Origin of the sequence: Pseudomonas sp. 7-41, from assembly GCF_021233075.1 — a bacterium.
GTDB lineage: Bacteria > Pseudomonadota > Gammaproteobacteria > Pseudomonadales > Pseudomonadaceae > Aquipseudomonas > Aquipseudomonas veronii.
Genome location: NZ_CP089551.1, coordinates 6,529,674 through 6,553,262, shown reverse-complemented (window position 1 = coordinate 6,553,262; position 23,589 = coordinate 6,529,674). Strand labels below are relative to the sequence as shown.

23 protein-coding genes are annotated in these 23,589 nt (G+C 61.6%); 13 read left to right on the top strand and 10 right to left on the bottom strand.

The features are described from left to right. Positions 1–25: 25 nt before the first annotated feature. A complete protein-coding gene (locus LQ249_RS29965; protein WP_017845112.1) occupies positions 26–343 on the bottom strand; it encodes a cell division protein ZapA in 318 nt (105 codons plus the stop codon). Beyond that, positions 340–549, bottom strand: coding sequence for a TIGR02449 family protein (locus tag LQ249_RS29960; RefSeq protein ID WP_017845111.1), 210 nt, complete (start codon positions 547–549; stop codon positions 340–342). The genes LQ249_RS29965 and LQ249_RS29960 overlap by 4 nt, the downstream gene beginning before the upstream one ends. A 137-nt stretch (positions 550–686) precedes the next feature. On the opposite strand from LQ249_RS29960, the gene LQ249_RS29955 reads away from it, so the two are divergent. The 8 genes from LQ249_RS29955 to gcvH all read left to right on the top strand — a co-directional run bounded on the left by LQ249_RS29955 (position 687) and on the right by gcvH (position 9,610). Continuing rightward, positions 687–1,244: a YecA/YgfB family protein gene (locus LQ249_RS29955; protein WP_017845110.1), complete on the top strand. Its 558-nt coding sequence runs from the start codon at positions 687–689 to the stop codon at positions 1,242–1,244. A 20-nt stretch (positions 1,245–1,264) separates the two neighbouring features. Then, positions 1,265–2,587: a Xaa-Pro aminopeptidase gene (pepP, locus tag LQ249_RS29950; protein ID WP_046381697.1), complete on the top strand. Its 1,323-nt coding sequence runs from the start codon at positions 1,265–1,267 to the stop codon at positions 2,585–2,587. Continuing rightward, complete coding sequence (gene ubiH / locus LQ249_RS29945) at positions 2,584–3,771, top strand: 2-octaprenyl-6-methoxyphenyl hydroxylase (protein WP_232566086.1); 1,188 nt, start codon at positions 2,584–2,586, stop codon at positions 3,769–3,771. The genes pepP and ubiH overlap by 4 nt, the downstream gene beginning before the upstream one ends. A gap of 85 nt (positions 3,772–3,856) precedes the next feature. Then, on the top strand, positions 3,857–5,074 hold the full coding sequence (locus LQ249_RS29940) for a 2-octaprenyl-3-methyl-6-methoxy-1,4-benzoquinol hydroxylase (protein ID WP_164887041.1): 1,218 nt from the start codon (positions 3,857–3,859) through the stop codon (positions 5,072–5,074). Between the two features lie 158 nt (positions 5,075–5,232). Beyond that, entirely contained in the window at positions 5,233–6,237 is a 1,005-nt protein-coding gene (locus LQ249_RS29935; RefSeq protein WP_057003988.1) for an extracellular solute-binding protein, read from the top strand. An 82-nt stretch (positions 6,238–6,319) separates the two neighbouring features. Then, positions 6,320–7,936, top strand: coding sequence for an ABC transporter permease (locus LQ249_RS29930; RefSeq protein ID WP_017845105.1), 1,617 nt, complete (start codon positions 6,320–6,322; stop codon positions 7,934–7,936). Between the two features lie 156 nt (positions 7,937–8,092). Beyond that, positions 8,093–9,175 carry a glycine cleavage system aminomethyltransferase GcvT gene (gcvT, locus tag LQ249_RS29925; protein WP_046381701.1) on the top strand — a complete coding sequence of 361 codons (1,083 nt, stop codon included), beginning with the start codon at positions 8,093–8,095 and terminating at the stop codon, positions 9,173–9,175. A 51-nt stretch (positions 9,176–9,226) separates the two neighbouring features. After that, the gene (gene gcvH / locus LQ249_RS29920; RefSeq protein ID WP_232566085.1) at positions 9,227–9,610 is read left to right on the top strand and encodes a glycine cleavage system protein GcvH; all 384 of its coding nucleotides are present in this window, start codon (positions 9,227–9,229) and stop codon (positions 9,608–9,610) included. Between the two features lie 42 nt (positions 9,611–9,652). Here gcvH and LQ249_RS29915 read toward each other — a convergent pair whose 3' ends face one another. From LQ249_RS29915 to LQ249_RS29885, 7 genes are all read right to left on the bottom strand, one after another. Next, positions 9,653–10,792: a DegT/DnrJ/EryC1/StrS family aminotransferase gene (locus LQ249_RS29915; RefSeq protein WP_017845102.1), complete on the bottom strand. Its 1,140-nt coding sequence runs from the start codon at positions 10,790–10,792 to the stop codon at positions 9,653–9,655. Between the two features lie 157 nt (positions 10,793–10,949). Further along, entirely contained in the window at positions 10,950–11,615 is a 666-nt protein-coding gene (locus tag LQ249_RS29910) for an outer membrane protein (RefSeq protein ID WP_046381703.1), read from the bottom strand. Between the two features lie 183 nt (positions 11,616–11,798). Continuing rightward, on the bottom strand, positions 11,799–12,113 hold the full coding sequence (locus tag LQ249_RS29905; RefSeq protein ID WP_003176799.1) for a DUF2388 domain-containing protein: 315 nt from the start codon (positions 12,111–12,113) through the stop codon (positions 11,799–11,801). 69 nt (positions 12,114–12,182) lie between these two features. Beyond that, positions 12,183–12,629 carry an NfeD family protein gene (locus LQ249_RS29900; protein WP_017845100.1) on the bottom strand — a complete coding sequence of 149 codons (447 nt, stop codon included), beginning with the start codon at positions 12,627–12,629 and terminating at the stop codon, positions 12,183–12,185. A gap of 10 nt (positions 12,630–12,639) precedes the next feature. Beyond that, positions 12,640–13,560 carry an SPFH domain-containing protein gene (locus LQ249_RS29895; RefSeq protein ID WP_046381704.1) on the bottom strand — a complete coding sequence of 307 codons (921 nt, stop codon included), beginning with the start codon at positions 13,558–13,560 and terminating at the stop codon, positions 12,640–12,642. Positions 13,561–13,637: 77 nt separating this feature from the next. Next, entirely contained in the window at positions 13,638–15,320 is a 1,683-nt protein-coding gene (locus LQ249_RS29890) for a GspE/PulE family protein (RefSeq protein ID WP_232566084.1), read from the bottom strand. Positions 15,321–15,400: 80 nt separating this feature from the next. Further along, complete coding sequence (locus LQ249_RS29885; protein ID WP_017845097.1) at positions 15,401–15,739, bottom strand: hypothetical protein; 339 nt, start codon at positions 15,737–15,739, stop codon at positions 15,401–15,403. Between the two features lie 127 nt (positions 15,740–15,866). Between LQ249_RS29885 and LQ249_RS29880 the strand changes: the two genes are divergently transcribed. Continuing rightward, positions 15,867–16,337, top strand: coding sequence for an Lrp/AsnC family transcriptional regulator (locus LQ249_RS29880; protein ID WP_046381706.1), 471 nt, complete (start codon positions 15,867–15,869; stop codon positions 16,335–16,337). Positions 16,338–16,409: 72 nt separating this feature from the next. On the opposite strand, the gene LQ249_RS29875 is transcribed toward LQ249_RS29880, so the two are convergent. Then, the gene (locus tag LQ249_RS29875) at positions 16,410–17,777 is read right to left on the bottom strand and encodes a CYTH domain-containing protein (RefSeq protein ID WP_017845095.1); all 1,368 of its coding nucleotides are present in this window, start codon (positions 17,775–17,777) and stop codon (positions 16,410–16,412) included. A gap of 158 nt (positions 17,778–17,935) precedes the next feature. Between LQ249_RS29875 and argE the strand changes: the two genes are divergently transcribed. The 4 genes from argE to LQ249_RS29855 all read left to right on the top strand — a co-directional run bounded on the left by argE (position 17,936) and on the right by LQ249_RS29855 (position 23,512). Then, positions 17,936–19,084, top strand: a complete 1,149-nt coding sequence (argE, locus tag LQ249_RS29870; RefSeq protein WP_046488840.1) for an acetylornithine deacetylase — start codon at positions 17,936–17,938, stop codon at positions 19,082–19,084. Between the two features lie 133 nt (positions 19,085–19,217). Then, positions 19,218–20,516, top strand: coding sequence for an amino-acid N-acetyltransferase (gene argA / locus LQ249_RS29865; RefSeq protein ID WP_017845093.1), 1,299 nt, complete (start codon positions 19,218–19,220; stop codon positions 20,514–20,516). Between the two features lie 734 nt (positions 20,517–21,250). Further along, positions 21,251–22,600, top strand: a complete 1,350-nt coding sequence (locus tag LQ249_RS29860) for an OprD family porin (protein WP_057003984.1) — start codon at positions 21,251–21,253, stop codon at positions 22,598–22,600. Positions 22,601–22,873: 273 nt separating this feature from the next. Then, positions 22,874–23,512, top strand: coding sequence for a peroxiredoxin (locus LQ249_RS29855; protein ID WP_046381710.1), 639 nt, complete (start codon positions 22,874–22,876; stop codon positions 23,510–23,512). The last annotated feature ends 77 nt before the right edge of the window (positions 23,513–23,589 follow it).

The window sequence follows — 23,589 nt, the reverse complement described above, 5'->3', positions numbered from 1 at the left end:
AGTATACCTTAAACAGATGCGGCAATCAGCCCTTGGATGTGTCGGAATCGTTGGACAGTGCCAGGTCCACACGCTCCAGCAGGTCACGTACCTGCTCGCGCGTCGAGCCGCTGGCCTGCACGTCCGGGCGCTCCTGCTTATGCAGCAGATCGTGGGTGATATTCAACGCGGCCATCACGGCGATGCGGTCGGCGCCGATCACTTTGCCGCTGCTGCGGATTTCACGCATCTTGCCGTCCAGGTAGCGGGCGGCGCTCACCAGGTTGCTGCGCTCTTCCTGGGGGCAGATGATCGAATATTCTTTGTCGAGAATCTGCACGGTGACGCTATTGCTTGAACTCATGAGTCTTGCTCCAGGGCCTTCAGGCGCGAAATCATCGACTCGACCTTACGCCGGGCGATTTCGTTTTTTTCAATGAGGTGAGCGCGTTCCTCGCGCCAGGTCTTTTCCTGAGCTAATAGGAGTCCGTTTTGCCTCTTTAGTTGCTCGACCCGATCAATTAGCAATTCGAGTCTGGCCATCAGCGCTTGCAGGTCGGTGTCTTCCATTGGGTTCCACTGGATTTGTCTGATGAATGGCAACTGCAGGATAAACGATCTGACGCCCTTGATAGTCTGGTGCGTCTGCCGGTGCTAGGATACAGCGCTTCATTCTAGACATTGCGCCGTCTGGCGCCTAGCTCACCATGCCCATTCAGAACTCCCCGTACGATGCTTTTACCAAACTGCTGAGCTCCAGCGGTCATCCTTGCTCGCCCGCCGAACTGCACGGCGTGTTGCTGGGCCGCAGTTGCACCGGTGTTGGCTTTGACGCCGACAACTGGCTGGCCGATGTGGCTGAACTGCTGGAAACCGAGCCCTCCGAGAACGTGCGTAACGCGCTGATCGGCCTGCAGGAAATGGTCAAGGGCGAGCTGACCGGTGATGACGTCACCGTGGTCCTGCTGCTGCCGACCGACGATGCACCGCTCACCGAACGTGCTGCCGCGCTGGGCCAATGGTGCCAGGGCTTCCTCCATGGCTTTGGCGTGAATGCCGGCGGCCTGGAGCTGAGCACCGACGCCAAGGAAGTGCTGCAGGACCTGGCGGCCATCTCCCAGGTGCAAGATGCCCTGGAAGAATCCGAAGACGGCGAAGGCGACTACATGGAAGTCATGGAATACCTGCGCGTCGCGCCGCTGCTGCTGTTCACCGAGACCAAGAAGTCCGCTGAACCGGCCACCCCCAAGCCGTCGCTGCACTGAGAAAGGAAGCCCGTCTGCCCATGATCCATATCCCGAAAGCGGAATACACCCGTCGCCGCAAGGCGCTCATGGCGCAGATGGAACCCAACAGTATCGCGATCCTGCCGGCCGCCGCGGTGGCCATCCGCAATCGCGATGTCGAACATGTCTACCGCCAGGACAGCGATTTCCAGTACCTGAGCGGCTTCCCCGAGCCCGAAGCGGTGATCGTGCTGATGCCCGGTCGCCCGCACGGCGAGTACGTGCTGTTCTGTCGCGAACGCAATGCCGAGCGCGAACTGTGGGACGGCTTGCGTGCCGGTACCGAAGGCGCGATCCGTGATTTCGGCGCCGACGATGCCTTCCCCATCACCGATATCCACGACATCCTGCCCGGCCTGATCGAAGGCCGCGACCGGGTGTATTCGGCGATGGGCAGCAATGCCGAGTTCGACCGGCACCTGATGGAGTGGATCAACATCATCCGCTCCAAAGCGCACCTGGGCGCCCAGCCGCCGAACGAATTCGTTGCCCTGGATCATCTGCTCCACGATATGCGCCTGTATAAATCGGCAGCGGAAGTGAAGGTGATGCGCGAAGCTGCGCGGATTTCCTGCGCCGCCCACGTGCGGGCCATGCAGGCCAGCCGCGCCGGCTTGCGCGAGTTCAGCCTCGAAGCCGAGCTGGATTACGAGTTCCGCAAAGGCGGCGCGAAGATGCCGGCCTATGGCTCCATCGTCGCCGCCGGGCGCAACAGTTGCATCCTGCATTACCAGCAGAATGACGCGCTGCTCAAGGACGGCGACCTGGTGCTGATCGACGCCGGTTGCGAGATCGACTGCTACGCCAGCGACATCACCCGCACCTGGCCGGTCAACGGCAAGTTTTCGCCCGAGCAACAGGCGATCTATGAAGTCGTGCTGGCCGCCCAGGAAGCCGCCTTCGCCGAGATTGCACCGAACAAGCATTGGAACCAGGCCCATGAGGCCACCGTGCAGGTCATCACTGCCGGGCTGGTGAGGCTGGGGTTGCTGCAAGGGGACGTTGACGAACTGATCGCCGGCGAAGCCTACAAACCGTTCTACATGCACCGCGCCGGCCATTGGCTGGGGATGGATGTGCATGATGTCGGCGAGTACAAAGTGGGCGGTGAATGGCGTGTGCTGGAGGTCGGCATGACGTTGACCGTGGAGCCGGGGATCTATATTTCGCCGGACAACCAGAGCGTGGCAAAGAAATGGCGTGGCATCGGCGTACGCATCGAGGACGACGTGGTAGTGACCAAGCAAGGCTGTGACATTCTGACCGGCGGCGTGCCCAAGACCGTCGCCGACATCGAAGCGTTGATGGCGGCCGCCCGATGAGCCGGGTCAACCTGGCCATTATCGGCGGCGGCCTGGTGGGCGCGAGCCTGGCGTTGGCGCTGCAGGACGGGGCCAAGGCGCGGGGCTGGAAGATCCTGCTGATCGAACCCTTCGCACCGGGCGACAGCTACCAGCCGAGCTACGACGCACGCTCTTCGGCGCTGTCCTATGGCGCGCGGCAGATCTATCAGCGTCTGGGTCTGTGGCAGGCCATCTCCCGCCGCGCCGAGCCGATCAAGCAGATCCATGTGTCGGACCGCGGGCGCTTCTCCACCGCGCGCTTATCCGCCATGGAAGAGGGCGTGCCGGCCCTCGGCTACGTGGTGGAGAATGCCTGGCTCGGCCAATGCCTGTGGCAAGGCCTGGATAAGGACGTGGTCAGTTGGCGTTGCCCGGCCGAAGTCACGCGCATGGAGCCGGTGCCCGATGGCTATCGCCTGACCCTCAACGACGAAACCGTGCTGGAGTGCGACCTGGCGGTGCTGGCCGACGGCGGTCGCTCCGGCCTGCGCGAGCAACTGGGGATCGGCGTGAAATCCCGCCCGTACAACCAGAGCGCGCTGATCGCCAATATCACCCCGAGCGAAGCCCACAACGGCGAAGCCTTCGAGCGCTTCACCGATGAAGGCCCGATGGCCCTGCTGCCGCTGCCGGACAACCGCTGCGCGCTGGTCTGGACCCGTGCCGGCATGGACGCCCAGCGCCTGGCCAACCTGGATGAGCGCAGTTTCCTCAGTGAATTGCAGGGCGTGTTCGGCTACCGCCTGGGCACCTTGAAGCAGGTCGGTGCGCGGCATCTGTACCCGCTGACCCTGGTGGAAGCCGAAGAACAAGTGCGCTCGCACCTGGCGATCCTCGGCAATGCCGCCCACAGCCTGCACCCGATTGCCGGGCAGGGCTTCAACCTGTCCCTGCGCGATGCGAATGCCTTGGCCGAGGCCTTGCTGGCCGGGCCGGCGGTGCCGGGTGACCTGGCGACCTTGCAGGCATATCGCGAGCGGCAGCGCATGGATCAAACGCTGACCGTGGGTTTCTCCGATCAGGTCACGCGCCTGTTCGGCAGCGCCCAGCCGCTGGTCGCACTGGGGCGCAACATGGGCCTGCTGGGCCTCGACCTGCTGCCGCCGGCGAAACGCTGGTTCGCCCGTCAAGCCATGGGCCTGGGCACGCGTCCCGATGCGTAGCCGCGACTACATCGTTCGGGACGGGATGAGATTAACCCTTTACGTGCGGCGCAAGCCGCCAGCGAGACAGGCTTAAAGCATGGATATGCGCGCAGATGTGCTGATTGTCGGGGCCGGAATGGTCGGGAGCGCCCTGGCGCTGGCGTTGCAGGGCAGTGGCCTGCAGGTGCTGCTGCTCGACGGCAGCCCGCTGAGCGTCAAGCCGTTCGAGCCTGACGCGGCTTTCGAGCCGCGGGTGAGCGCCTTGTCGGCCGCCAGCCAGCGCATCCTTGAGCGCCTTGGCGTGTGGGATGGCATCGTCGCACGGCGCGCCAGCCCGTATGGCGAGATGCAGGTGTGGGACGGCAGCGGCACCGGGCAGATCCATTTTTCGGCGGCCAGCGTGCATGCCGAAGTGCTCGGGCATATCGTCGAAAACCGCGTGGTCCAGGATGCCTTGCTCGATCGCCTGCACGACTGCGACCTGGGCCTGCTGGCCAATGCGCGCCTGGAACAGATGCGCCGCTCCGGCGATGACTGGCTGCTGACCCTGGCCGACGGCCGCACACTGCGTGCGCCGCTGGTGGTCGCCGCCGATGGCGCCAACTCCGCGGTGCGCCGTCTGACCGGCACCGCGACCCGCGAATGGGATTACTTGCACAACGCTATCGTCACCAGCGTGCGCAGCAGCCAACCGCACCGGCGCACCGCCTGGCAACGCTTTACCGACACCGGCCCGCTGGCGTTTTTGCCGCTGGTGCGGGATGGGCAGGAGGACTGGTGTTCGATCGTCTGGTCGACCACGCCGGCTGAGTCCGCGCGCCTGATGGCGTTGGATGAGGAAAACTTCTGCCGTGAGCTGGAGCGTGCCTTCGAAGGGCGCCTGGGCACGGTGCTCAGCGCCGACCCGCGTGTGTGTGTGCCCCTGCGCCAGCGCCACGCCAAACGTTATGTGGCCGAAGGCCTGGCGTTGATCGGCGATGCGGCCCACGTGATCCATCCGTTGGCGGGGCAGGGGGTGAACCTCGGTTTTCTCGATGCGGCCGTGCTGGCCGAGGTGCTGTTATCGGCGAGCGAGCGCGGCGAACGCCTGGCGGATGTGAAAGTGCTGAGCCGTTACGAGCGTCGACGCATGCCGCACAACCTGGCGCTGATGGCAGCGATGGAAGGTTTCGAGCGCTTGTTCCAGGCCGACCAGCTGCCGTTGCGTTGGCTGCGCAATGCCGGCTTGAAGGTGGTCGACCAGATGCCGGAAGCCAAGGCGATCTTCGTGCGCCAGGCCCTTGGCTTGAGCGGGGATCTGCCGGAACTGGCCAGGCCCTGACACACCCTGCAGCCCGGGCCTGCCCGCGATGAGGCGATACGTCGCACTGCCGAACGCGGCTTTGCAACATCTCGTAACGCCTCACTCGAGTGAGTGATTGAGATGCTAAATGTGAGTCCTTATCATTTGTACTCTTTTGTTCACGAGAGACCGCACCCATGTCGGCACCCAAGCGCCTCCTGACTGCCCTGGCACTCACCCTCATCGGCAGCACCACCGTGCAGGCGGCCGACGAAGTCGTGGTCTACTCCTCGCGCATCGACGAACTGATCAAGCCGGTGTTCGATGCCTACACCCAGAAAACCGGGGTGCAGGTGAAGTTCATCACCGACAAGGAAGCCCCGCTGATGCAGCGCATCAAGGCCGAGGGCGAGAACGCCACCGCCGACCTGCTGCTCACCGTCGACGCCGGCAACCTCTGGCAGGCCGAGCAGATGGGCATCCTGCAACCGTTCACCTCCAAGCTGATCGACGCCAATATTCCGCTGCAATACCGCTCGTCCACCCACGCCTGGACCGGTTTGAGCCTGCGTGCGCGGACCCTCGCCTATTCCACCGACCGGGTGAAGCCAGGCGAGCTGACCACCTACGAAGCCCTGGCCGACAAACAATGGGAAGGCCGCCTGTGCCTGCGCACGGCGAAAAAGGTCTACAACCAGTCGCTGACCGCCACCCTGATCGAAACCCATGGCGCGGCCAAGACCGAAGAAATCGTCAAGGGCTGGGTGAATAACCTGTCCACCGATGTGTTCTCCGACGACATCGCCGTGCTCGAAGCGATCAACGCCGGGCAGTGCGACGTGGGCATCGTCAACACTTACTACTACGGCCGCCTGCACAAGCAGAAGCCGAACCTGGCGGTGAAGCTGTTCTGGCCGAACCAGGGCGACCGTGGCGTGCATGTGAACCTGTCCGGCATCGGCCTGACCAAATACGCGCCGCACCCGGAAGCAGCCAAGGCGCTGGTGGAGTGGATGACCACGCCTGAGGCGCAGAAGATCTTTGCCGACGTGAATCAGGAGTTCCCGGCCAACCCGACGGTGGCACCGTCGGCTGAAGTGGCCAGTTGGGGCAAGTTCGTGGCGGACACCTTGCCGGTGGAAGTGGCGGGCAAGCGCCAGGCCGAGGCGATTCGCCTGATGGATCGGGCCGGCTGGAACTGAATGTGTAGGTGGGAGGGGGCTTGCTCCCTCCCACACTGTTTTGTGTCTGTCTGTAGATCATCCATTCCCAGGGAATTTGCTCTTGGCCCACCCCGCCCAACGCCGCTGGTACCTGCCGGTCTTCAGCGTCGCCGCCCTGGTGTTGCTGCCGCTGAGCGTGCTGTTGCTGTCCTGGCAAAGCATCGACGCGCAGATCTGGTCCCATCTGTGGGAAACCCAGATGCCGCGCCTGCTGGGCAATACCTTGACCCTGGTGCTCGGCGTCGGCGTCGGCGTGACCTTGCTGGGTGTGAGCCTGGCATGGCTGACCAGCCTCTGCGAATTTCCCGGGCGGCGCTGGCTCGACTGGGCGCTGATGCTGCCGTTCGCGATCCCGGCGTATGTGCTGGCGTTTGTGTTTGTCGGCCTGCTGGACTTCTCGGGGCCGGTGCAAACCCTGCTGCGTGACGCGTTCGGCAGCGGCGTGCGCCTGCCCCGCGTGCGCTCCACCGGTGGGGTGGTCATTGTGCTGGTGCTGGTGTTCTATCCCTACGTCTACCTGCTGGCGCGCACGGCGTTCCTGGCCCAGGGCAAGGGCTTGATGGAAGCGGCGCGCGTGCTGGGGCAATCGCCCTGGCAAGCCTTCTGGCGCGTGGCCCTGCCCATGGCGCGGCCGGCGATTGGCGCCGGCGTGGCCCTGGCGCTGATGGAGACCCTGGCGGATTTCGGTGCGGTCTCGGTGTTCAACTTCGATACCTTCACCACCGCGATCTACAAGACCTGGTACGGCTTTTTCAGCCTGTCCAGCGCGGCCCAGCTGGCCAGCCTGTTGCTGCTGGTGGTGATGCTGGTGCTCTACGGCGAGCGTCGTGCCCGCGGTGCCAGTCGGCCGAGCAATGAGCGGCCGCGCGGCAAGGCGCTGTATCACCTGCGCGGCTGGAAGGCGGCGGCGGCCAGTGGTTGGTGCGGCCTGGTGTTTGCCTGTGCCTTTGTCATTCCGATGCTGCAACTGCTCGCCTGGTTCTGGCAGCGCGGCCGTTTCGATCTGGACGAGCGCTATACCGGCCTGATCGTCCACACCCTGTACCTGGGCGGTATCGCGGCGCTGGTCACGGTCAGCGTGGCCCTGATACTGGCCTTCGCCAACCGCCTGGCGCCGACCCGGGCAATTCGTTCCGGCATCAGCCTGGCCAGTGTCGGGTATGCGTTGCCGGGCTCGGTACTGGCGGTGTCGATCATGTTGGCGTTCAGCTACCTGGACCGTGAGCTGGTGGTGCCGTTGTCGGGCTGGCTCGGTGGCGCGGGCAAGCCCTTGTTGCTGGGCAGCTTGGCGGCATTGGTGCTGGCGTATCTGGTGCGTTTCCTGGCGGTGGCTTACGGGCCGCTGGAAAACAGCCTGGCGCGTATCCGTCCATCGTTGCCCGAAGCGGCGCGCAGTCTTGGGGTGAGCGGTCCACGACTGTTTTGCAAAGTGTATCTTCCGCTGTTGCTGCCGGGCACCCTGAGCGCAGCGTTGCTGGTGTTCGTCGATGTACTCAAGGAAATGCCGGCGACCCTGCTGATGCGCCCGTTTGGCTGGGACACCCTGGCGGTGCGGATCTTTGAGATGACCAGTGAAGGGGAGTGGGCGCGGGCGTCATTGCCGGCCTTGACCTTGGTGCTGGTGGGCCTGTTGCCGGTGGTCGGGCTGATACGACGTTCCGCTCGGCAAATCGGTTAGGTGCCAGTCCTACGGCTTGAGGCTACAATGCGCGGCATTCGGTACGCTCCGTGTTTCGGACCGGCTCGTCGGATGTGGCTGTAAGCCCTTTGATTCAAGGGGTTAAGCCCATCCTGCAGCCCTGCGTACCTTCGCCAAGCCCGGAAGGAGAAACCCATGGGACAGCGCACGCCTTTGTATGACCTGCATCTCGCCCTCGGCGCGAAAATGGTCGATTTTGGCGGTTGGGATATGCCTCTGCACTATGGCTCGCAAGTTGAAGAACACCATCAGGTGCGACGCGACTGCGGGGTGTTCGATGTATCTCATATGACCGTGATCGATGTCACCGGCCCCCAGGCCAAGGAATGGCTCCAGTACCTGCTGGCCAATGACGTCGACCGTTTGCACGGCTGCGGCCGTGCGTTGTACAGCGCCATGCTCAACGAGCACGGCGGGGTGGTGGACGACATGATCGTCTACCGTACCGAAGCCGGTTATCGGCTGGTGGTCAACGCCGCCACCCGTGACCAGGACATGGCCTGGATGCAGGCGCAGTTGGGCTCTTACCCGGTGCAACTGCACGAGCGCTCCGAACTGGCCATGCTCGCTATCCAAGGCCCCCACGCCCGGCAGAAAATCGCCGAACTGGTGACCCAGTCGCGTGGCACCCTGATCCACCAGCTCAAGCCCTTCGAAGGCCAGGCCGATGGCGACTGGTTTATCGCCCGCACCGGCTACACCGGCGAAGACGGCCTGGAAATTGTCCTGCCGGCCGATCAGGCCCCGGGTTTTTTCAACGACCTGGTGGGCGCGGGGATTTCCCCCATCGGCCTCGGCGCCCGCGACACCCTGCGCCTGGAAGCCGGCATGAACCTGTATGGCCAGGATATCCACCAGGACGTTTCGCCCCTGGCGGCCAACATGGCCTGGAGCATTGCCTGGGAACCGGCCGAGCGCCGTTTCATCGGCCGCGCCGCGCTGGAAGCCGAACTGGCGGCCGGGGTGCAGACCAAATTGGTCGGTTTGGTACTGGAAGAACGTGGGGTTTTACGTGCTCACCAGGTGGTTCGTATCGCCAATGTTGGCGAAGGGGAGATCACCAGTGGTAGTTTCTCTCCTACGCTGAGTAAATCCATTGCTTTGGCGCGTGTACCGACGGCGACTGCCGATCGGGCCGAAGTGGAGATCCGCGGCAAGTGGTATCCGGTTCGAGTGGTCAAACCGACCTTCGTGCGCCATGGTAAAACCTTGATCTAACTATTCCGGCAGGCCAGTGGCCGCTGACATTTCTTCTTGAGGACATAGACTATGAGCGATATCCCTGCCGGCCTGCGTTATGCCGAAAGTCACGAATGGGCCCGTTTGGAAGCTGACGGCACTGTGACCGTCGGCATCTCCGACCATGCCCAGGAAGCCTTGGGTGATGTGGTGTTTGTTGATTTGGCCGGAATCGGCAAAGCGTTTGCGGCGGGGCAAGAGGCGGGTGTCGTGGAGTCGGTTAAAGCGGCTTCGGACATCTACTCGCCAGTTGCTGGCGAAGTGATTGCTGTTAACGAGGAACTGAGCGGCAGCCCTGAGTTGTTGAACAGCGACCCTTACGGCGCCTGGATCTTCAAGCTCAAGCCCAGCAACCCGGCCGACCTGGAAAAACTGCTCGATGCCGCCGGCTACAAAGCCGCCATCGGCGAGTGATCCCGCTGCAGGAGCCGGTCATCCGGCTCCTGCAACAGCCTTTCAGCGCTTCAGCACGGCCTTCACCGCCGCTACCGAGCGTTCCACATCTGCCTCTGTCATTGCTGTGAACATCGGCAACGACACGATCAAACGCCCAACACGTTCTGCTACAGGGAACATGCCTTCCTTGAACCCGCGTGCCCGATACAGGCTCAACAGGTGGATTGGCGGGTAGTGATAGCCAATGCCGACGCCGTGGGCCTGCATCTGCTCCATGAACGTGGCGCGGGCCGGCAGCCCGTCCTGGCGCTCCGGCAGGACCAGTTGGAACAGGTGCCAGTTGCTGTTTTCGAAATCCGCCGGTGGCAGTTGCGCACCGTATTGCTCTTCAAAATCACTGCCGAAGCACTTGAAGTAGTGCCGCGCCAGGTTCTGGCGATGGGCGGTGATCTCCTGGATATGGGCAAATTGCCCCAGGCCGATGGCGGCGGCGATGTCGGTCATGTTGAACTTGCCGCCCAGCACATCCACGTCGAGGCCGTCGAAGCCGGTGCGGGTCACGCCCTGCAAGCGGTACTTCTCTGCCAGGCGTGCTTCGTCGGCGTTGTTCAGCACCAGGCAGCCGCCCTCGGAAGAGGTGATGTTCTTGTTCGCCTGGAAGCTGAACGACACGAAGTCGCCGGTGGCGCCGATCCGCTCACCGTCCCAGCTCGAACCCAGGGCCTGGGCGGCATCTTCAACGATACGCAGGTTGTACTTGTTGGCCAGTGCGTAAAGCATCGGCATATCCAGCGGCAGGCCGGCCAGGTATACCGGGATGATCGCCTTGGTGCGCGGGGTGATGGCCGCTTCGACCTGGGCCAGGTCGATATTGCGGGTTACCGGGTCGATATCGGCAAACACCGGCGTAGCGCCGACTTCCAGAATCACGTTGGCCGTGGCAACCCAGGAGATCGGCGTGGTGATGACTTCATCGCCCGGCCCGATACCGGCGATGCGCAAGGCAATCTCCATGGTGCAGGTGCCCGAGTTGAAGGTGCGTACCGGTCGCCCGCCAAAGTATTCCGACAGTTGCGCTTCGAATGCCTGCACTTTCGGCCCGCTGGTGATCCAGCCCGAACGCAGTACATCACCGACCGCCGAGATGGTGGCTTCATCAATGGTAGGTTTGGAAAATGGCAGAAAGGGCTGTTGGCTCATGACGACGAAGGCATCCGTTTCAGATAGACGATGAGAGAAGGCATATCAGTACCGGCATGGTTGCACGGCGTGACTGAATATAGCCTGTCTTCTGTGAACGAAACGTCACCCAAACGATGAAAAATGCCGCATCGAGCGCGGCATTTTCTGCTGCGAGTCAGAAGGACACGCGCGCTTCCAGAAACATATTCTGCTCTTTGAGCTTGCCTTTGAGCTGCTCATCCCGTGCGTTCACGCGGTTGGCGAAGGTGTTGTAGCCGGTTTCCACATCGCCCATGGCGGTGTAACGGTAACCCGCGCCGAGGGTGAGTTGTTCGCTGACCTTGGCCTCCAGCCCCATGCCGACGCTGTAGGCGAAATTGTGCTGGCGATGGCTGGCAAAGCGCCGGGTCTCGTTGGTCTGGTAGCCCTCGGCGTCGATCCGCGCCACCCCCACGCCGGCCATGCCGTAAAACGACAGCCAATCATTGAGTGGGATGTCCTTGTAGCCATTGAGCATCAAGCGCTGGCTGTGGACCTGTTGGCTGTTGACGTTGGCATTGAAGGGCGCCCAGTAGGATTTGAAGGTCGAATGCTTCGGCATGGTGTATTCCCCTTCCAGGCGCCAGCCATCGGCAAACGCATAACCCACGGCGAAAGAGGCGACGATTGACTTGCTGCTGTCGGGCGCCTCCACCCGTTCGGTGACGCGTGGGCTGGTCAGCAGGGCGCTGGAGAGGTTCTGACGGGCGTGGTTGAGCTTCAACGATCCGTACCCGTTTTCTGCATGGGCATGGGGGGTAAAGAACACAGAGAACAGCAGCGCGTAGGCGAGTTTTTGCATGGAAGGGATTCGCTCGATGGAAAAGGAATCCTTAGCTTGTTGCCTGGCTCTTGAGGGCTCGACAGGACTTCTCTGCCCGCGGCTGGAAAAAATAGACTATCTGCGTAGTGCCCGGGGGCGATGACTGTAGGAAATGATCAAAAAAAATGCCGCTGGGAAGCGGCATTCTTTATGGGGCGAGGATTACTCGGTGACAGCGTTTTTCGCGAGGATGGCGTTGGCCAATTCCATGTCCGTGGCCTGGAGGCCAGGGTTATCGGCGCGGACTTTCTGCATGGCGGCTTCCAGGTACGGGCCACGGATGCCGCCGTCGCTGGCAACGAAGCTGCCTGCGTCGTCTTGGGCGGCAACCACCAGCTTGTGGTCCTTGAAGGTCAGGTACGTCGAGCCGGTCGTGGCGCCCGATGAGATGACATTACGCCAGAAGCTGTCGGCCATGGCTGAGCCGACAGGTAGGGAAAGCACAGCGAGGGTGGCGACAGCATATTTGAGACGCATGGCGGGTGACTCCGGGTGGGTTATCTGTACTCTATGATTGTAGTTAGCCCAATCGAGTTCCATCACTGACTAAACAGTTTCAACCTGCAAAACCGTCCCCTCCTGTGCAACCACGCATACATGAGCGCCTACTGGGGTGTCCGGGCCGGTCACGATCCACACGCCATCACCGACTTTTATCTTGCCGCGACCATCCACAATTGCCTGATGCACGACAAACGTATGGCCGATCAATTCTGAACCGCGCTCGTTGAGCCCCGGTTGGTCGCTGGCCTTGGCGCTGCTGCGCTGGCGTTTCCACCAGTACACCGCCGTCAATATCGACAACACGGCGAACAGCAGCAGTTGCCATTCCAGCCCGAGCGGCGGTACCAGGAACTTGATCACGCCCACGGCGGCCGCGGCGATCCCCATCCACAACAGGTAGCCGCCGGCGCCGAACACTTCAAGAATCAGCAGCACTGTGCCCAGTGCCAGCCAATCCCAAAACGAAAGATGCTGCAGGAAATCCCACATGGCGATGGCCTCAGCCTTTCTTGTTGTCGAAAGTCGCTTTGACGATTTCGCCGATACCACCGACAGCGCCGATCACCTGGCTGGCTTCCAGCGGCATGAGGATCACCTTGCTGTTGTTGGCCGAAGCCAGTTTGCCCAGCGCGTCGATGTATTTCTGGGCGACGAAGTAGTTGATGGCCTGCACGTTACCGGTGGCGATCGCTTCGGACACTACCTGGGTGGCGCGGGCCTCTGCCTCGGCTTGACGTTCGCGGGCTTCGGACTCCAGGAACGCGGCTTGGCGTCCGCCTTCGGCTTCGAGGATCTGCGCCTGCTTCTTGCCTTCGGCGGTCAGGATCGCCGATGCCCGCAGGCCCTCGGCTTCGAGGATCTGTGCGCGCTTGATCCGCTCGGCTTTCATCTGGCCCGACATGGCGGCCATCAGGTCGGCGGGTGGGCTGATGTCCTTGATCTCGATCCGGGTGATCTTGATGCCCCACGGCGCCGTGGCCTCGTCGACGGTGCGCAGCAGTTTTTCGTTGATGCCGTCACGTTGGCTGAGCATCGCATCCAGTTCCATGGAACCGAGTACGGTACGGATATTGGTCTGCAACAGGTTGCGGATGGCGTGTTCGAGGTTGTTCACCTCATAGGCGGCCTGGGCGGTGTTGACCACCTGGAAGAAGCACACGGCGTCGATCTGCACGGTGGCGTTGTCGGCGGTGATCACTTCCTGGGGCGGGATATCCAGCACGCTTTCCATCACGTTGATCTTGCGACCGATGCGGTCCATGACTGGGATGATGATGTTGAGGCCGGGCTTGAGCGTATTGGTGTAGCGGCCGAAGCGCTCGACCGTCCACTGATAGCCCTGGGGCACCACTTTGAAGCCCATGAACAGGATGGCGATGGCCAATCCCACGAAAAGAAGCAGTACGGTTCCGATCTGCATAGCGATTCCCTATCTGAAGATGTCAGTGAAACGACGTTCGGCCGATTGTAACGGGGTTGTCTGCGATAAGAAGGGTTTCACCGCCCGACAGCCAACGGATTTGTTTCTGAATCCCCAGGCGTGGTGCGCAGGATTTCCGCCAGGCTGGTCAACCCGGCTTCGACCTTGTGCATGCCGGCCATTCGCAGGCTGCACATCCCTTGCTGGAGCGCCGCCCGGCGCAAGGCCTGCACGTCGGTGCCGGGGGTGATCAGCGACTTGAGCGCGTCGTCCAGCACCATGATTTCGTAGACCCCGGCGCGCCCGCGATAACCGCTGTCACGGCACTCCGCGCACCCGATGGCTTCAGTGTTGTTGCTGCTGGTTGTGCGTTTGCAGCGTGGGCACAAGAGCCGCACCAAGCGTTGCGCCATCACTCCCAGTAGTGTGGCCTTGATCAAATAATAAGCAATGCCCAGTTCCTGCAATCGGCTGATCGCACTCGGCGCATCGTTGGTGTGCAGGGTCGACAGCACCAGATGCCCGGTCAGCGCGGCCTGGATCGCCATTTCGGCGGTTTCCTGGTCGCGGATCTCGCCGATCATGATGATGTCCGGGTCCTGGCGCAGCAGTGCGCGGATGCCGCTGGCGAAGCTCAGGTCGATATTGTGCTGCACCTGCATCTGGTTGAATGCCGGCTCGACCATCTCGATCGGGTCTTCCACCGTACACAGGTTGACCTCGCGGCTCGCCAGGCGCTTGAGGGTGGTGTAGAGGGTGCTGGTCTTGCCGGAGCCGGTAGGGCCGGTGACCAGGATGATGCCGTGGCTCTGGCGGGTCAGGCTGTGCCAGCGTTGCTGGTCCTGGGCCGACAGGCCAAGCTGGTCGAAGTCCTTGAGCAGGACCTGGGGGTCGAAAATCCGCATCACCAGTTTCTCGCCGAACGCCGTGGGCAAGGTTGAAAGGCGCAATTCCACTTCCGCGCCCGCCGGGCTTTTAGTCTTGACCCGCCCGTCCTGCGGTTTGCGTTTTTCTGCCACGTTCATCCGGCCCAGGCTTTTCAGGCGACTGACCACCGCCATCGTGACCTGGGGCGGAAACTGGTAGACGTCATGCAGCAGCCCGTCGATGCGAAAACGCACGCGGCCCTGCTCGCGACACGGCTCGATATGGATATCGCTGGCCCGCTGGCCGAACGCGTACTGCAACAGCCAGTCGACGATATTGACGATATGCGCGTCGTTGGCGTCCGGCGCCTGGTCGCCGGCGCCGAGGTTGAGCAACTCGAAATGTGCCGGCGCGGGCGTTGTTTGATCGGCGCCGCTGACGGACTTCGCCAGGCGATAAAACTCGCCGATGCAGCGCTGGATGGCCTGTGGGTTGGCGACCACGCGTTTGATCGAACGCTTGAGCACCTGCGCCAGCCCGGCTTCCCAGGCAGTGACGTAAGGCTCGGCACTGGCGACCGTGACGCTCTGCGCATCCACGGCCACCGCAAGAATGCCGTGGCGCTGGGCGAAGGCGTGGGACATCAGCGGCACCACCGTCGCCACATCGATCTTCAGCGGGTCGATACGCAGGTAAGGCTGCCCGCTGTGCCGCGCCAGCCATTGCGTCAGGGTTTCCAGGCAAGGCCCCTGGGCCGCGATGCATTCCAGGGGATGCTGAGTGTGGCTGGCCGGCAGCGTCGACAAGCGCCGGGCCACATCGAGGGTGATCACGCCCTGCTCGACCAGGGCCGGTAACAACGGGGGCAATTCCAATCGCTGATCAACAGGCATTGAGGTTTTCCTGGGGCGCCGGGTGTATTCCCAGGCTAGTCAGCCCCTGACCCGCTGCCTTGCGCGTGTATTGCAGGCTTTTACTGGGCGCCGGCCGCCAGCGCCTGAGGCCGCACAGAATCAGCCGACCACATCTCCAGCGAGCACACGCTGATCAGGTTTCGAATCTTTTCACCGATCACCTGGGCTCGGTGCCAGCTCACGCCATCCATCACAATATCCACGGTCAGCACATCGTCCTGGCGATTCACACTGACCTGGCGCGGCGTCAGGAACTGCAGCGCGAAATAGTTGAGCACCCGGCACAGCACATCGGGTTCGGCCTCGGCGACGATCTGGTAATGGGCCTGGCAATGGGCACTGTCGACGGCCCACGCATCGACGCGGGTGACAGGGCAGGTGGTTTCGACGGCGTGCATGCGGACTCTCCAGATTCGATTGGAGAAATTCTTACATTCGCGAAAGGAGATTTCTTATCTAAGATGAGCCTGATTCGTCGATAAATGCACAAATCAATTCAAAATAACCCGTATTAAAGGTATTTCTATGCGCAGCGAGCTGGACGTCTACGACCGCCGTATCCTGGCCCTGCTGCAGGAGGACGCCTCGCTCTCCAGCGCGCAGATTGCCGAGCAGGTCGGCCTGTCTCAATCGCCATGCTGGCGGCGTATCCAACGGCTGAAGGACGAGGGCGTGATCCGCAGCCAGGTCACGCTGCTGGACCGCAAGAAGATCGGCCTCAATACGCAGATTTTTGCCGAGGTCAAACTCAATGCCCACGGGCGTTCCAACTTCACCGAGTTCACCGAGGCGATCCGCGGTTTTCCGGAAGTGTTGGAGTGTTATGTGTTGATGGGGGCGGTGGATTTTCTGCTGCGCATTGTCACGTCGGACATCGAGGCTTACGAGCGGTTTTTCTTCGAGAAGTTGTCGATGGTGCCGGGGATTCAGGAGGTCAATTCGATCGTGGCGTTGTCGGAGATCAAGTCCACCACTAGCCTGCCAGTATTGGGCTGACAGGGCTGGCCTCATCGGGGGCAAGCCCCCTCCCACATTGGAGTGGGAAGTGGCTTACTCCCGATGGCGATATTACAGACGCAGCAGGGTCTTCCAGGCACGGTTCTGATACACCGCGATCGCCTGATGCATGCGCGCATCCAGCGATTCATCGGTGATCGGCTGGTTGGCCAGTTGCGCCAGCTTGTTCAGCTCACCGTACAGGCGGTCGAGTTCCGCAATGTCCACCACCTGGCGTGCGTGGTGCAGCCAGGCCTGGATGCGCTCGATGCGCGGCAGTTGCTCGGCGAGGTCTTCCGGTTGCTGCTGATAGCGCGGCAGTTGCAGGGCGACGGCGTCTTCGGCCAGCAGGCGTGGCAACCAGTTGGTGATTTGCGCAGCGCCCTGACGGTTACCGCGCACGTTGCGGTCGGCGGTCCAGGTGCGGTTCAGCAGCCAGCGGGAGGTGTTCAGCGAGAACAGGCCCCAGCGCACGTCGGTCAATTCTTCGGCGAATTGCTCCGGCGCGGCTTTGCGAATGTCTTCATCGTCGTCACCGGCCTGGACCAGCGGGCGCCAGTCTTCCAGCAGGGCATCGAGTGCGCTGCGCAGTTCGCTGGTGGATTGACGCGGCGCGGCCTGGCCGAGGCTGCCGAGCAGGGCGCGCAGTTCGCCGAGGTTGTCGACCCAGTCCTGCAACAGGCGCCAGTGGCCATTGAAACGGTATTGCTCGGCCAGGCGCTGGCTGCTGCCCAGCAGGTGCCACATGATCGCGGCGAAGGCGTCGTCCAGTGGCATTTCGGCGTGCAGTTGCGGCGCCGGCAGGCTCAGGGAGTAGCTGCTGGCGTCATACAGGCGATAGCCGCGTTCGGCCTTGCTGATGTCGCATGGCATCAGTGCCAGGGTGGCGGCCAGTTCGGCGGCCAGTTCCAGCAGGGCGGCCGGTTCGCCTTCGCGCAGTTCCAGTTCCAGCTCGCAGATTTCTTCTTTCTGCTTGCCGGCCACTACATGGCCCAGGTCCAGTGCGGCTTCGATCACCACTTTGGCTTTGCCCCGGCCCCAGGCGATTTCGGCGCGTTCGCGCACGAAGTCGGTGGTGAAGATCGGCTTGAGGGTCTTTTTGTCCAGCTCGGCGAGTTCCTCGGGCCAGCATTCGCCGTCGAGTTTCTTCACGTCGAGCTTGGCTTTGGGCAATTCCCAGTTGTATTCGTTACGTTCCGACAAGCCGGCGACGCTTTGGCCGCGGGTCTTGAGGGTCTGGATAATGTCGTCACCGTCCTTGCGCAAACGCAGGGCGACTTTGGCCTTGGCCAGGTCGCGCTCGGGGGTGTCGAAGTACTGGTTCATCAACTCACGGCGTTCCCAGCCACTTTTGTTGCGTTTTTTCAGTAGCGGGTGCTCACGCAGCGCGGCGAGTGTTTCGCGGCTGACGCGGAGCTTGATTTCGGTTTCTTTCTGCATGGCCGGAAAATCCAGGATCGGGAGCGCAGCCGGGAAAAAGAGTGGCTGCCAAGGTCGTGCAGTGTACAGGACTGAGCCCGGCAACGCGCCGCAACGGTTTATTGTGTCGTGCAGATGCCTCTATAGTGAGGTTCATCCGGGAAGTAGGGAGACCGCGCATGCCGTTACCGTCCATGAAAGAGCAATTCGCCGCCTTGATTGCCACACCGTCGGTCAGTTGCACCCAAGCGTCTCTCGACCAGAGCAACCGCCCGGTGATCGACCTGCTCGCCGGCTGGCTGGGCGATCTGGGCTTCGCCATCGACATCCAGCCCGTCAGCCCCGGCAAGTTCAACCTGCTCGCCAGTTTCGGCACGGGCCCCGGCGGCCTGGTGTTGGCCGGCCATAGCGATACCGTGCCGTATGACGCCGCGCTGTGGAAGACCGACCCTCTCAAGTTGACGGAAGTCGACGGTCGCTGGGTAGGATTGGGCAGCTGCGACATGAAGGGTTTTTTCGCGCTGGCCATCGAAGCGGTGTTGCCGCTGCTCGACCAACCGTTCAAGCAGCCGTTGCTGATCCTTGCCACCTGCGATGAAGAAAGCTCGATGTCCGGCGCCCGTGCATTGGCGGCGGCCGGGCGTCCGCTGGGGCGTGCGGCGGTGATCGGCGAGCCGACCGGCCTCAAGCCGATCCGCCTGCACAAAGGTGTGATGATGGAGCGCATCGACATCCTCGGCCGCAGCGGTCATTCGTCGGACCCGCGCCTGGGCCACAGCGCGCTGGAAGCCATGCACGATGCCATCGGCGAACTGCGCGGCCTGCGCCTGGCCTGGCAGCGCGAGTACCGCAACCCGCAGTTCAGCGTGCCGCAACCGACCCTGAATTTCGGTTGCATCCACGGCGGCGATAACCCCAACCGCATCTGCGGCCAGTGTTCCCTGGAGTTCGACCTGCGGCCCTTGCCCGGCATGGACCCGCAGGTGCTGCGCGCGGCGATCCGGCAGAAACTCGAACCAGTGGCCGAGCGCCATAAGGTGAAGATCGACTATGCGCCGCTGTTCGCCGAAGTGCCGCCGTTCGAGCAGGCCGAAGACGCAGAGCTGGTGCGGGTCGCCGAACGATTGACCGGTCATCGCGCCGAAGCAGTAGCGTTCGGCACCGAAGCGCCTTATCTTCAGCGCCTTGGTTGTGAAACCCTGGTGCTTGGCCCTGGCGATATTGCCTGCGCCCACCAGCCGGGCGAGTACCTCGAAATGTCACGCTTGACGCCTACAGTGCGTCTATTGCGGGAACTGATCGAACATTACTGCCTGACACCTGCATAAATTAATCCCTGCCCATGCGTACATAAGGAGAGCGAGCGTGTTGCCAAGCCTGTTCCGACGATAACCATCAGCCTGCTGTGCGTTTTCACGACTCATCCTTTTTCGGCTGCTTTTTATTACAGGCCCAGGTTCCATGCCCGACTACGTCAATTGGCTTCGTCACGCTTCGCCCTACATCAACGCCCACCGCGACTGCACCTTTGTGGTCATGCTGCCCGGCGACGGTGTGGATCATCCGAACTTCGGCAATATCGTCCACGACCTGGTGCTGCTCCACAGCCTGGGAGTGCGACTGGTGCTGGTCCACGGTTCGCGCCCACAGATTGAAGCGCGCCTTGAAGCGCGCGGGCTCAACCCGGTTTACCACAACGGCCTGCGCATCACCGATGCCGCCACGCTGGAGTGTGTGATCGATGCGGTCGGCCATCTGCGCATCGCCATTGAAGCGCGCCTGTCGATGGACATGGCCTCGTCGCCGATGCAGGGCTCGCGCTTGCGCGTGGCCAGCGGCAACCTGGTGACGGCGCGCCCGATCGGCGTGCTCGAAGGCGTGGACTTCCACCACACCGGCGAAGTGCGTCGGGTCGACCGCAAAGGCATCAATCGCCTGCTGGACGAGCGCTCCATCGTGCTGCTGTCGCCCCTGGGGTATTCGCCCACCGGCGAGATCTTCAACCTGGCCTGCGAAGACGTCGCCACCCGCGCCGCCATCGACCTGGCCGCCGATAAGTTGCTGCTGTTCGGTGCCGATCCTGGCCTGATCGATGAAAATGGCCGCCTGGTGCGTGAACTGCGCCCGCAACAAGTGCCGGCGCATCTGCAACGCCTGGGCAGCAACTACCAGGCTGAATTGCTCGATGCGGCTGCCGAAGCTTGCCGGGGCGGGGTAGGCCGCAGCCATATCGTCAGCTATGTCGAAGACGGTGCGCTGCTCACCGAACTGTTCACCCGTGATGGCGGCGGTACGCTGGTGGCCCAGGAACAATTCGAGCTGGTGCGCGAGGCGGCGATCGAAGACGTCGGCGGCTTGCTCGACCTGATCAGCCCGCTGGAAGAGCAGGGCATCCTGGTACGCCGTTCGCGGGAAGTGCTGGAGCGCGAGATCGAGCAGTTCAGCGTGGTCGAACGCGAAGGCATGATCATCGCCTGCGCGGCGCTGTATCAGATCGCCGATTCGGACGCGGGGGAGCTTGCGTGCCTGGCAGTCAACCCGGAGTACCGCCACGGCAGGCGCGGCGATGAACTGCTCGAGCGCATCGAGGCTCGCGCCCGGGCGCAGGGGTTGAAGACCCTGTTCGTGCTCACCACGCGCACGGCGCACTGGTTCCGCGAGCGCGGCTTTGTGCCCAGCAGCGTGGATCGCCTGCCTTCGGCGCGGGCATCGCTGTACAACTATCAGCGTAACTCGAAGATTTTCGAGAAGGCCCTGTAATACCCCGCCCTCCCAGCCTCTGAGCTGGTTTGCCTGCGATGCAGGCCTCGGTCGTTGCGTTAACCCGAGGTGATGCGTTCGCCGCCAAACCAGCTCGTCACTTCGAAGATCGGTACGTCCCACGGGCGAAGGGCGTAGCGATGACGTGGTCGATCAAACCCCGGGGTGCGTCATCGTGCCACCCGTGCCCCCTACTAAAGTTTAAGGATTCTTGATTTTGAGCCGATACGATCAAGGCGCAGAGGGATAAATTGCGCGAAGCTTTCGCTGCCAGACGGCTCGATCAGCGGCTCTCAGGCCGGCATGAAATATTAGCGATACAAAAACTGTAACAAATTGACGGGAAGATGGGCGTTTGGCCATGATGGCGTCGCCTTTTTGATCCTGGGTGACGTATGTGACGGTGCGTTCAGCTAAAAAGATCTAAAAAGCGATCAAGAAATGCCTTTTAGGAATTAGCTTGTGCAAAGGTTCGTCTATGCTGACGCGTCTTGCTTTATGCAGAGACTTATTCCAAAAGCATATGAAAAAGAATGAAATAATTCTTTTTGGGTGTATGAAAAATTCATTACCCTGCAAGGACCAAACAAACTGCGATTAGACGAAGGTAGTAGACACACAAGGTTACGATTGACTTGGCGGTCACTATCTGGCGCTAATCGCGCATCTGTGGATCTCCGGCGTTAGACCTGAGACCAAAGAAATACAAAAATTAGAAATGAGAGGAGCGGTACATGAAGAAGTCCACCTTGGCATTGGCTGTAGCACTCGGGGCAATCGCCCAGCATGCAGGCGCCGCCGGTTTTATCGAAGACAGTAAGGCCACACTGGGCCTGCGTAACTTCTACATCAACACTGACAACCGTGATGGCCAGCCATCGTCTACCTCGAACACCCGTAGCAAGAACGCCGAATGGGGCCAAGGCTTCGATCTGCGTTTCATCTCGGGTTTCACCCAAGGTACCGTTCAGTTCGGCGTTGACGCCATTGGCCTGTACGGCCTGCGTCTGGACTCCAGCCGCGCAGACCACGGCAACTACACCGGCACTGCGTCCGGCGGCACCGTCTTCCCAAGCGACGGCAACAAGGCTGTCGACGACTACGCTAGCCTGGGTCTGACCGGTAAGATCAAGATTTCCCAGACCGTGGCAAAATTGGGCACCCTGCAGCCAAACAACCCGGTGATCAAGACCAACGACGGTCGCCTGTTGCCTCAGACCTTCCAGGGCGGCGAGATCGTTTCTAACGAAATCAAAGACTTGACTCTGACCGCTGGTCAAATCGAGTCGGCCAAGGGCCGTAACTCCAGCAACAACGAAAACCTGTCGATTGCTGGCGCGAACAAAAGCTCCAACTATGACACCGGCAAATTCAGCAACAAGTTCTACTACGCCGGTGCCGACTACAAGATCACCAAGGATCTGACCGCTTCGTACTACTTCGGCGAGCTGAAAGATTTCTACTCCCAGAACTTCCTGGGCCTGGTACACAACTGGGCAATCGGCCCGGGCGTGCTGAAAAGTGACCTGCGCTACTACCGCAGCCGCGACAACGGTGAGAACGCTAACAACTCTGCGTACTACACCAGCGGTTACTACAACGATGGCGCCAAGCCGGTTACCAGCGGTAAGGTCGACAACGACCTGTACAGCTACCTGGCACTGTACTCGGTCAGCGGCCACACCTTCGGTGGCGGTTATCAGTACACCAAGGGTGACAGTGACTTCCCTTGGCTGAACCAAGGTGACGGTTCGTCGGCCAGCATCACTACCGACATGCAAATCCAGAAGTTCGCCCGTGCCGGCGAGCGTACCTGGCAAGCGCGTTACGCTTATGACTTCGCCCAAGTGGGTGTGCCTGGCCTGACCGCGGGTGTGGTTTACCTGAAAGGCACCAACATTCAGACCACCACTGGTGACAAGTCTGAATGGGAACGTGACATCAGCCTGGCTTACGTTATTCCACAAGGCCCACTGAAAAACCTCGGTGTTGCCTGGAAAAACGCTATGTGGCGCACCGACGTTGCGACTCGCGACCAGGACGAAAACCGCCTGATCGTCAGCTACTCGATCCCACTGTTGTAAGCCTGTAAAACCTTGCCCGGCGCAATGCCGGGCAAGGTGTCTTGTTTTTCAAGTCGGGCTCAACCCCCGCAAGCCCTTCCTGAACCCCTCTTTTTACAGCGTCTCAAGGCCTTCTCGAACCTTGGACGGAATGTTGACTCTCGCCTGTTTCAAGGTCCAGTGAACACATTTTTAATATTCCTATATCGTCTAAATAAATCGATATTTATTCTTTTTAAATAATCCGTAATCCATGCACAGTGGGCTCCATAAGCACTCATCAGGAGCCACACCATGAGCCTAAGACTGGGCGACATCGCCCCCGACTTCGAACAGGATTCCAGCGCCGGCAAGATTCGTTTCCACGAGTGGCTGGGCGACAGCTGGGGTGTGCTGTTTTCCCACCCGGCGGACTTCACGCCGGTATGCACCACCGAGCTGGGCTTCACCGCCAAGCTCAAGGACGAATTCGCCAAGCGTGGCGTCAAGGCCATCGCCCTGTCGGTAGACCCGGTGGACTCGCACCTCAAGTGGATCGAAGACATCAACGAAACCCAGAACACGGTCGTCAACTTCCCGATCCTGGCCGACGCCGACCGCAAGGTCTCGGACCTCTACGACCTGATCCACCCGAACGCCAGTGACACCCTCACCGTGCGTTCCTTGTTCGTGATCGACCCGCACAAGAAGATCCGCCTGACGATCACCTACCCAGCCAGCACCGGGCGCAACTTCCACGAAATCCTGCGGGTCATCGACTCGTTGCAACTGACCGACAACTACAAAGTCGCCACGCCCGCCAACTGGCAGGACGGCGATGAAGTGGTGATCGTGCCGTCGCTCAAGGACGAGGAAGAAATCAAGAAACGCTTTCCCAAAGGGTATCGGGCGGTGAAGCCGTATCTGCGGCTGACACCGCAACCCAATCGCTGAATTACCTGTAGGAGCGAGCTTGCTCGCGAAGCATGCGCGGTTACTGCGGACATCCAGAAAGCCTGCGTCATCGTTGA

Bases quoted from the DNA above. Each gene is read 5' to 3' on its own strand.
- ubiH (WP_232566086.1), top strand. From the start codon at position 2,584: ATGAGCCGGGTCAACCTGGCCATTATCGGCGGCGGCCTGGTGGGCGCG.
- LQ249_RS29880 (WP_046381706.1), top strand. From the start codon at position 15,867: ATGCGCAGCGAGCTGGACGTCTACGACCGCCGTATCCTGGCCCTGCTG.
- LQ249_RS29860 (WP_057003984.1), top strand. From the start codon at position 21,251: ATGAAGAAGTCCACCTTGGCATTGGCTGTAGCACTCGGGGCAATCGCC.
- gcvH (WP_232566085.1), top strand. From the start codon at position 9,227: ATGAGCGATATCCCTGCCGGCCTGCGTTATGCCGAAAGTCACGAATGG.
- pepP (WP_046381697.1), top strand. From the start codon at position 1,265: ATGATCCATATCCCGAAAGCGGAATACACCCGTCGCCGCAAGGCGCTC.
- LQ249_RS29890 (WP_232566084.1), bottom strand. From the start codon at position 15,320: ATGCCTGTTGATCAGCGATTGGAATTGCCCCCGTTGTTACCGGCCCTG.
- LQ249_RS29935 (WP_057003988.1), top strand. From the start codon at position 5,233: ATGTCGGCACCCAAGCGCCTCCTGACTGCCCTGGCACTCACCCTCATC.
- gcvT (WP_046381701.1), top strand. From the start codon at position 8,093: ATGGGACAGCGCACGCCTTTGTATGACCTGCATCTCGCCCTCGGCGCG.
- LQ249_RS29915 (WP_017845102.1), bottom strand. From the start codon at position 10,792: ATGAGCCAACAGCCCTTTCTGCCATTTTCCAAACCTACCATTGATGAA.
- LQ249_RS29960 (WP_017845111.1), bottom strand. From the start codon at position 549: ATGGAAGACACCGACCTGCAAGCGCTGATGGCCAGACTCGAATTGCTA.
- argE (WP_046488840.1), top strand. From the start codon at position 17,936: ATGCCGTTACCGTCCATGAAAGAGCAATTCGCCGCCTTGATTGCCACA.
- LQ249_RS29855 (WP_046381710.1), top strand. From the start codon at position 22,874: ATGAGCCTAAGACTGGGCGACATCGCCCCCGACTTCGAACAGGATTCC.
- LQ249_RS29955 (WP_017845110.1), top strand. From the start codon at position 687: ATGCCCATTCAGAACTCCCCGTACGATGCTTTTACCAAACTGCTGAGC.
- LQ249_RS29910 (WP_046381703.1), bottom strand. From the start codon at position 11,615: ATGCAAAAACTCGCCTACGCGCTGCTGTTCTCTGTGTTCTTTACCCCC.
- LQ249_RS29900 (WP_017845100.1), bottom strand. From the start codon at position 12,629: ATGTGGGATTTCCTGCAGCATCTTTCGTTTTGGGATTGGCTGGCACTG.
- LQ249_RS29885 (WP_017845097.1), bottom strand. From the start codon at position 15,739: ATGCACGCCGTCGAAACCACCTGCCCTGTCACCCGCGTCGATGCGTGG.
- LQ249_RS29875 (WP_017845095.1), bottom strand. From the start codon at position 17,777: ATGCAGAAAGAAACCGAAATCAAGCTCCGCGTCAGCCGCGAAACACTC.
- argA (WP_017845093.1), top strand. From the start codon at position 19,218: ATGCCCGACTACGTCAATTGGCTTCGTCACGCTTCGCCCTACATCAAC.
- LQ249_RS29940 (WP_164887041.1), top strand. From the start codon at position 3,857: ATGCGCGCAGATGTGCTGATTGTCGGGGCCGGAATGGTCGGGAGCGCC.
- LQ249_RS29965 (WP_017845112.1), bottom strand. From the start codon at position 343: ATGAGTTCAAGCAATAGCGTCACCGTGCAGATTCTCGACAAAGAATAT.
- LQ249_RS29895 (WP_046381704.1), bottom strand. From the start codon at position 13,560: ATGCAGATCGGAACCGTACTGCTTCTTTTCGTGGGATTGGCCATCGCC.
- LQ249_RS29905 (WP_003176799.1), bottom strand. From the start codon at position 12,113: ATGCGTCTCAAATATGCTGTCGCCACCCTCGCTGTGCTTTCCCTACCT.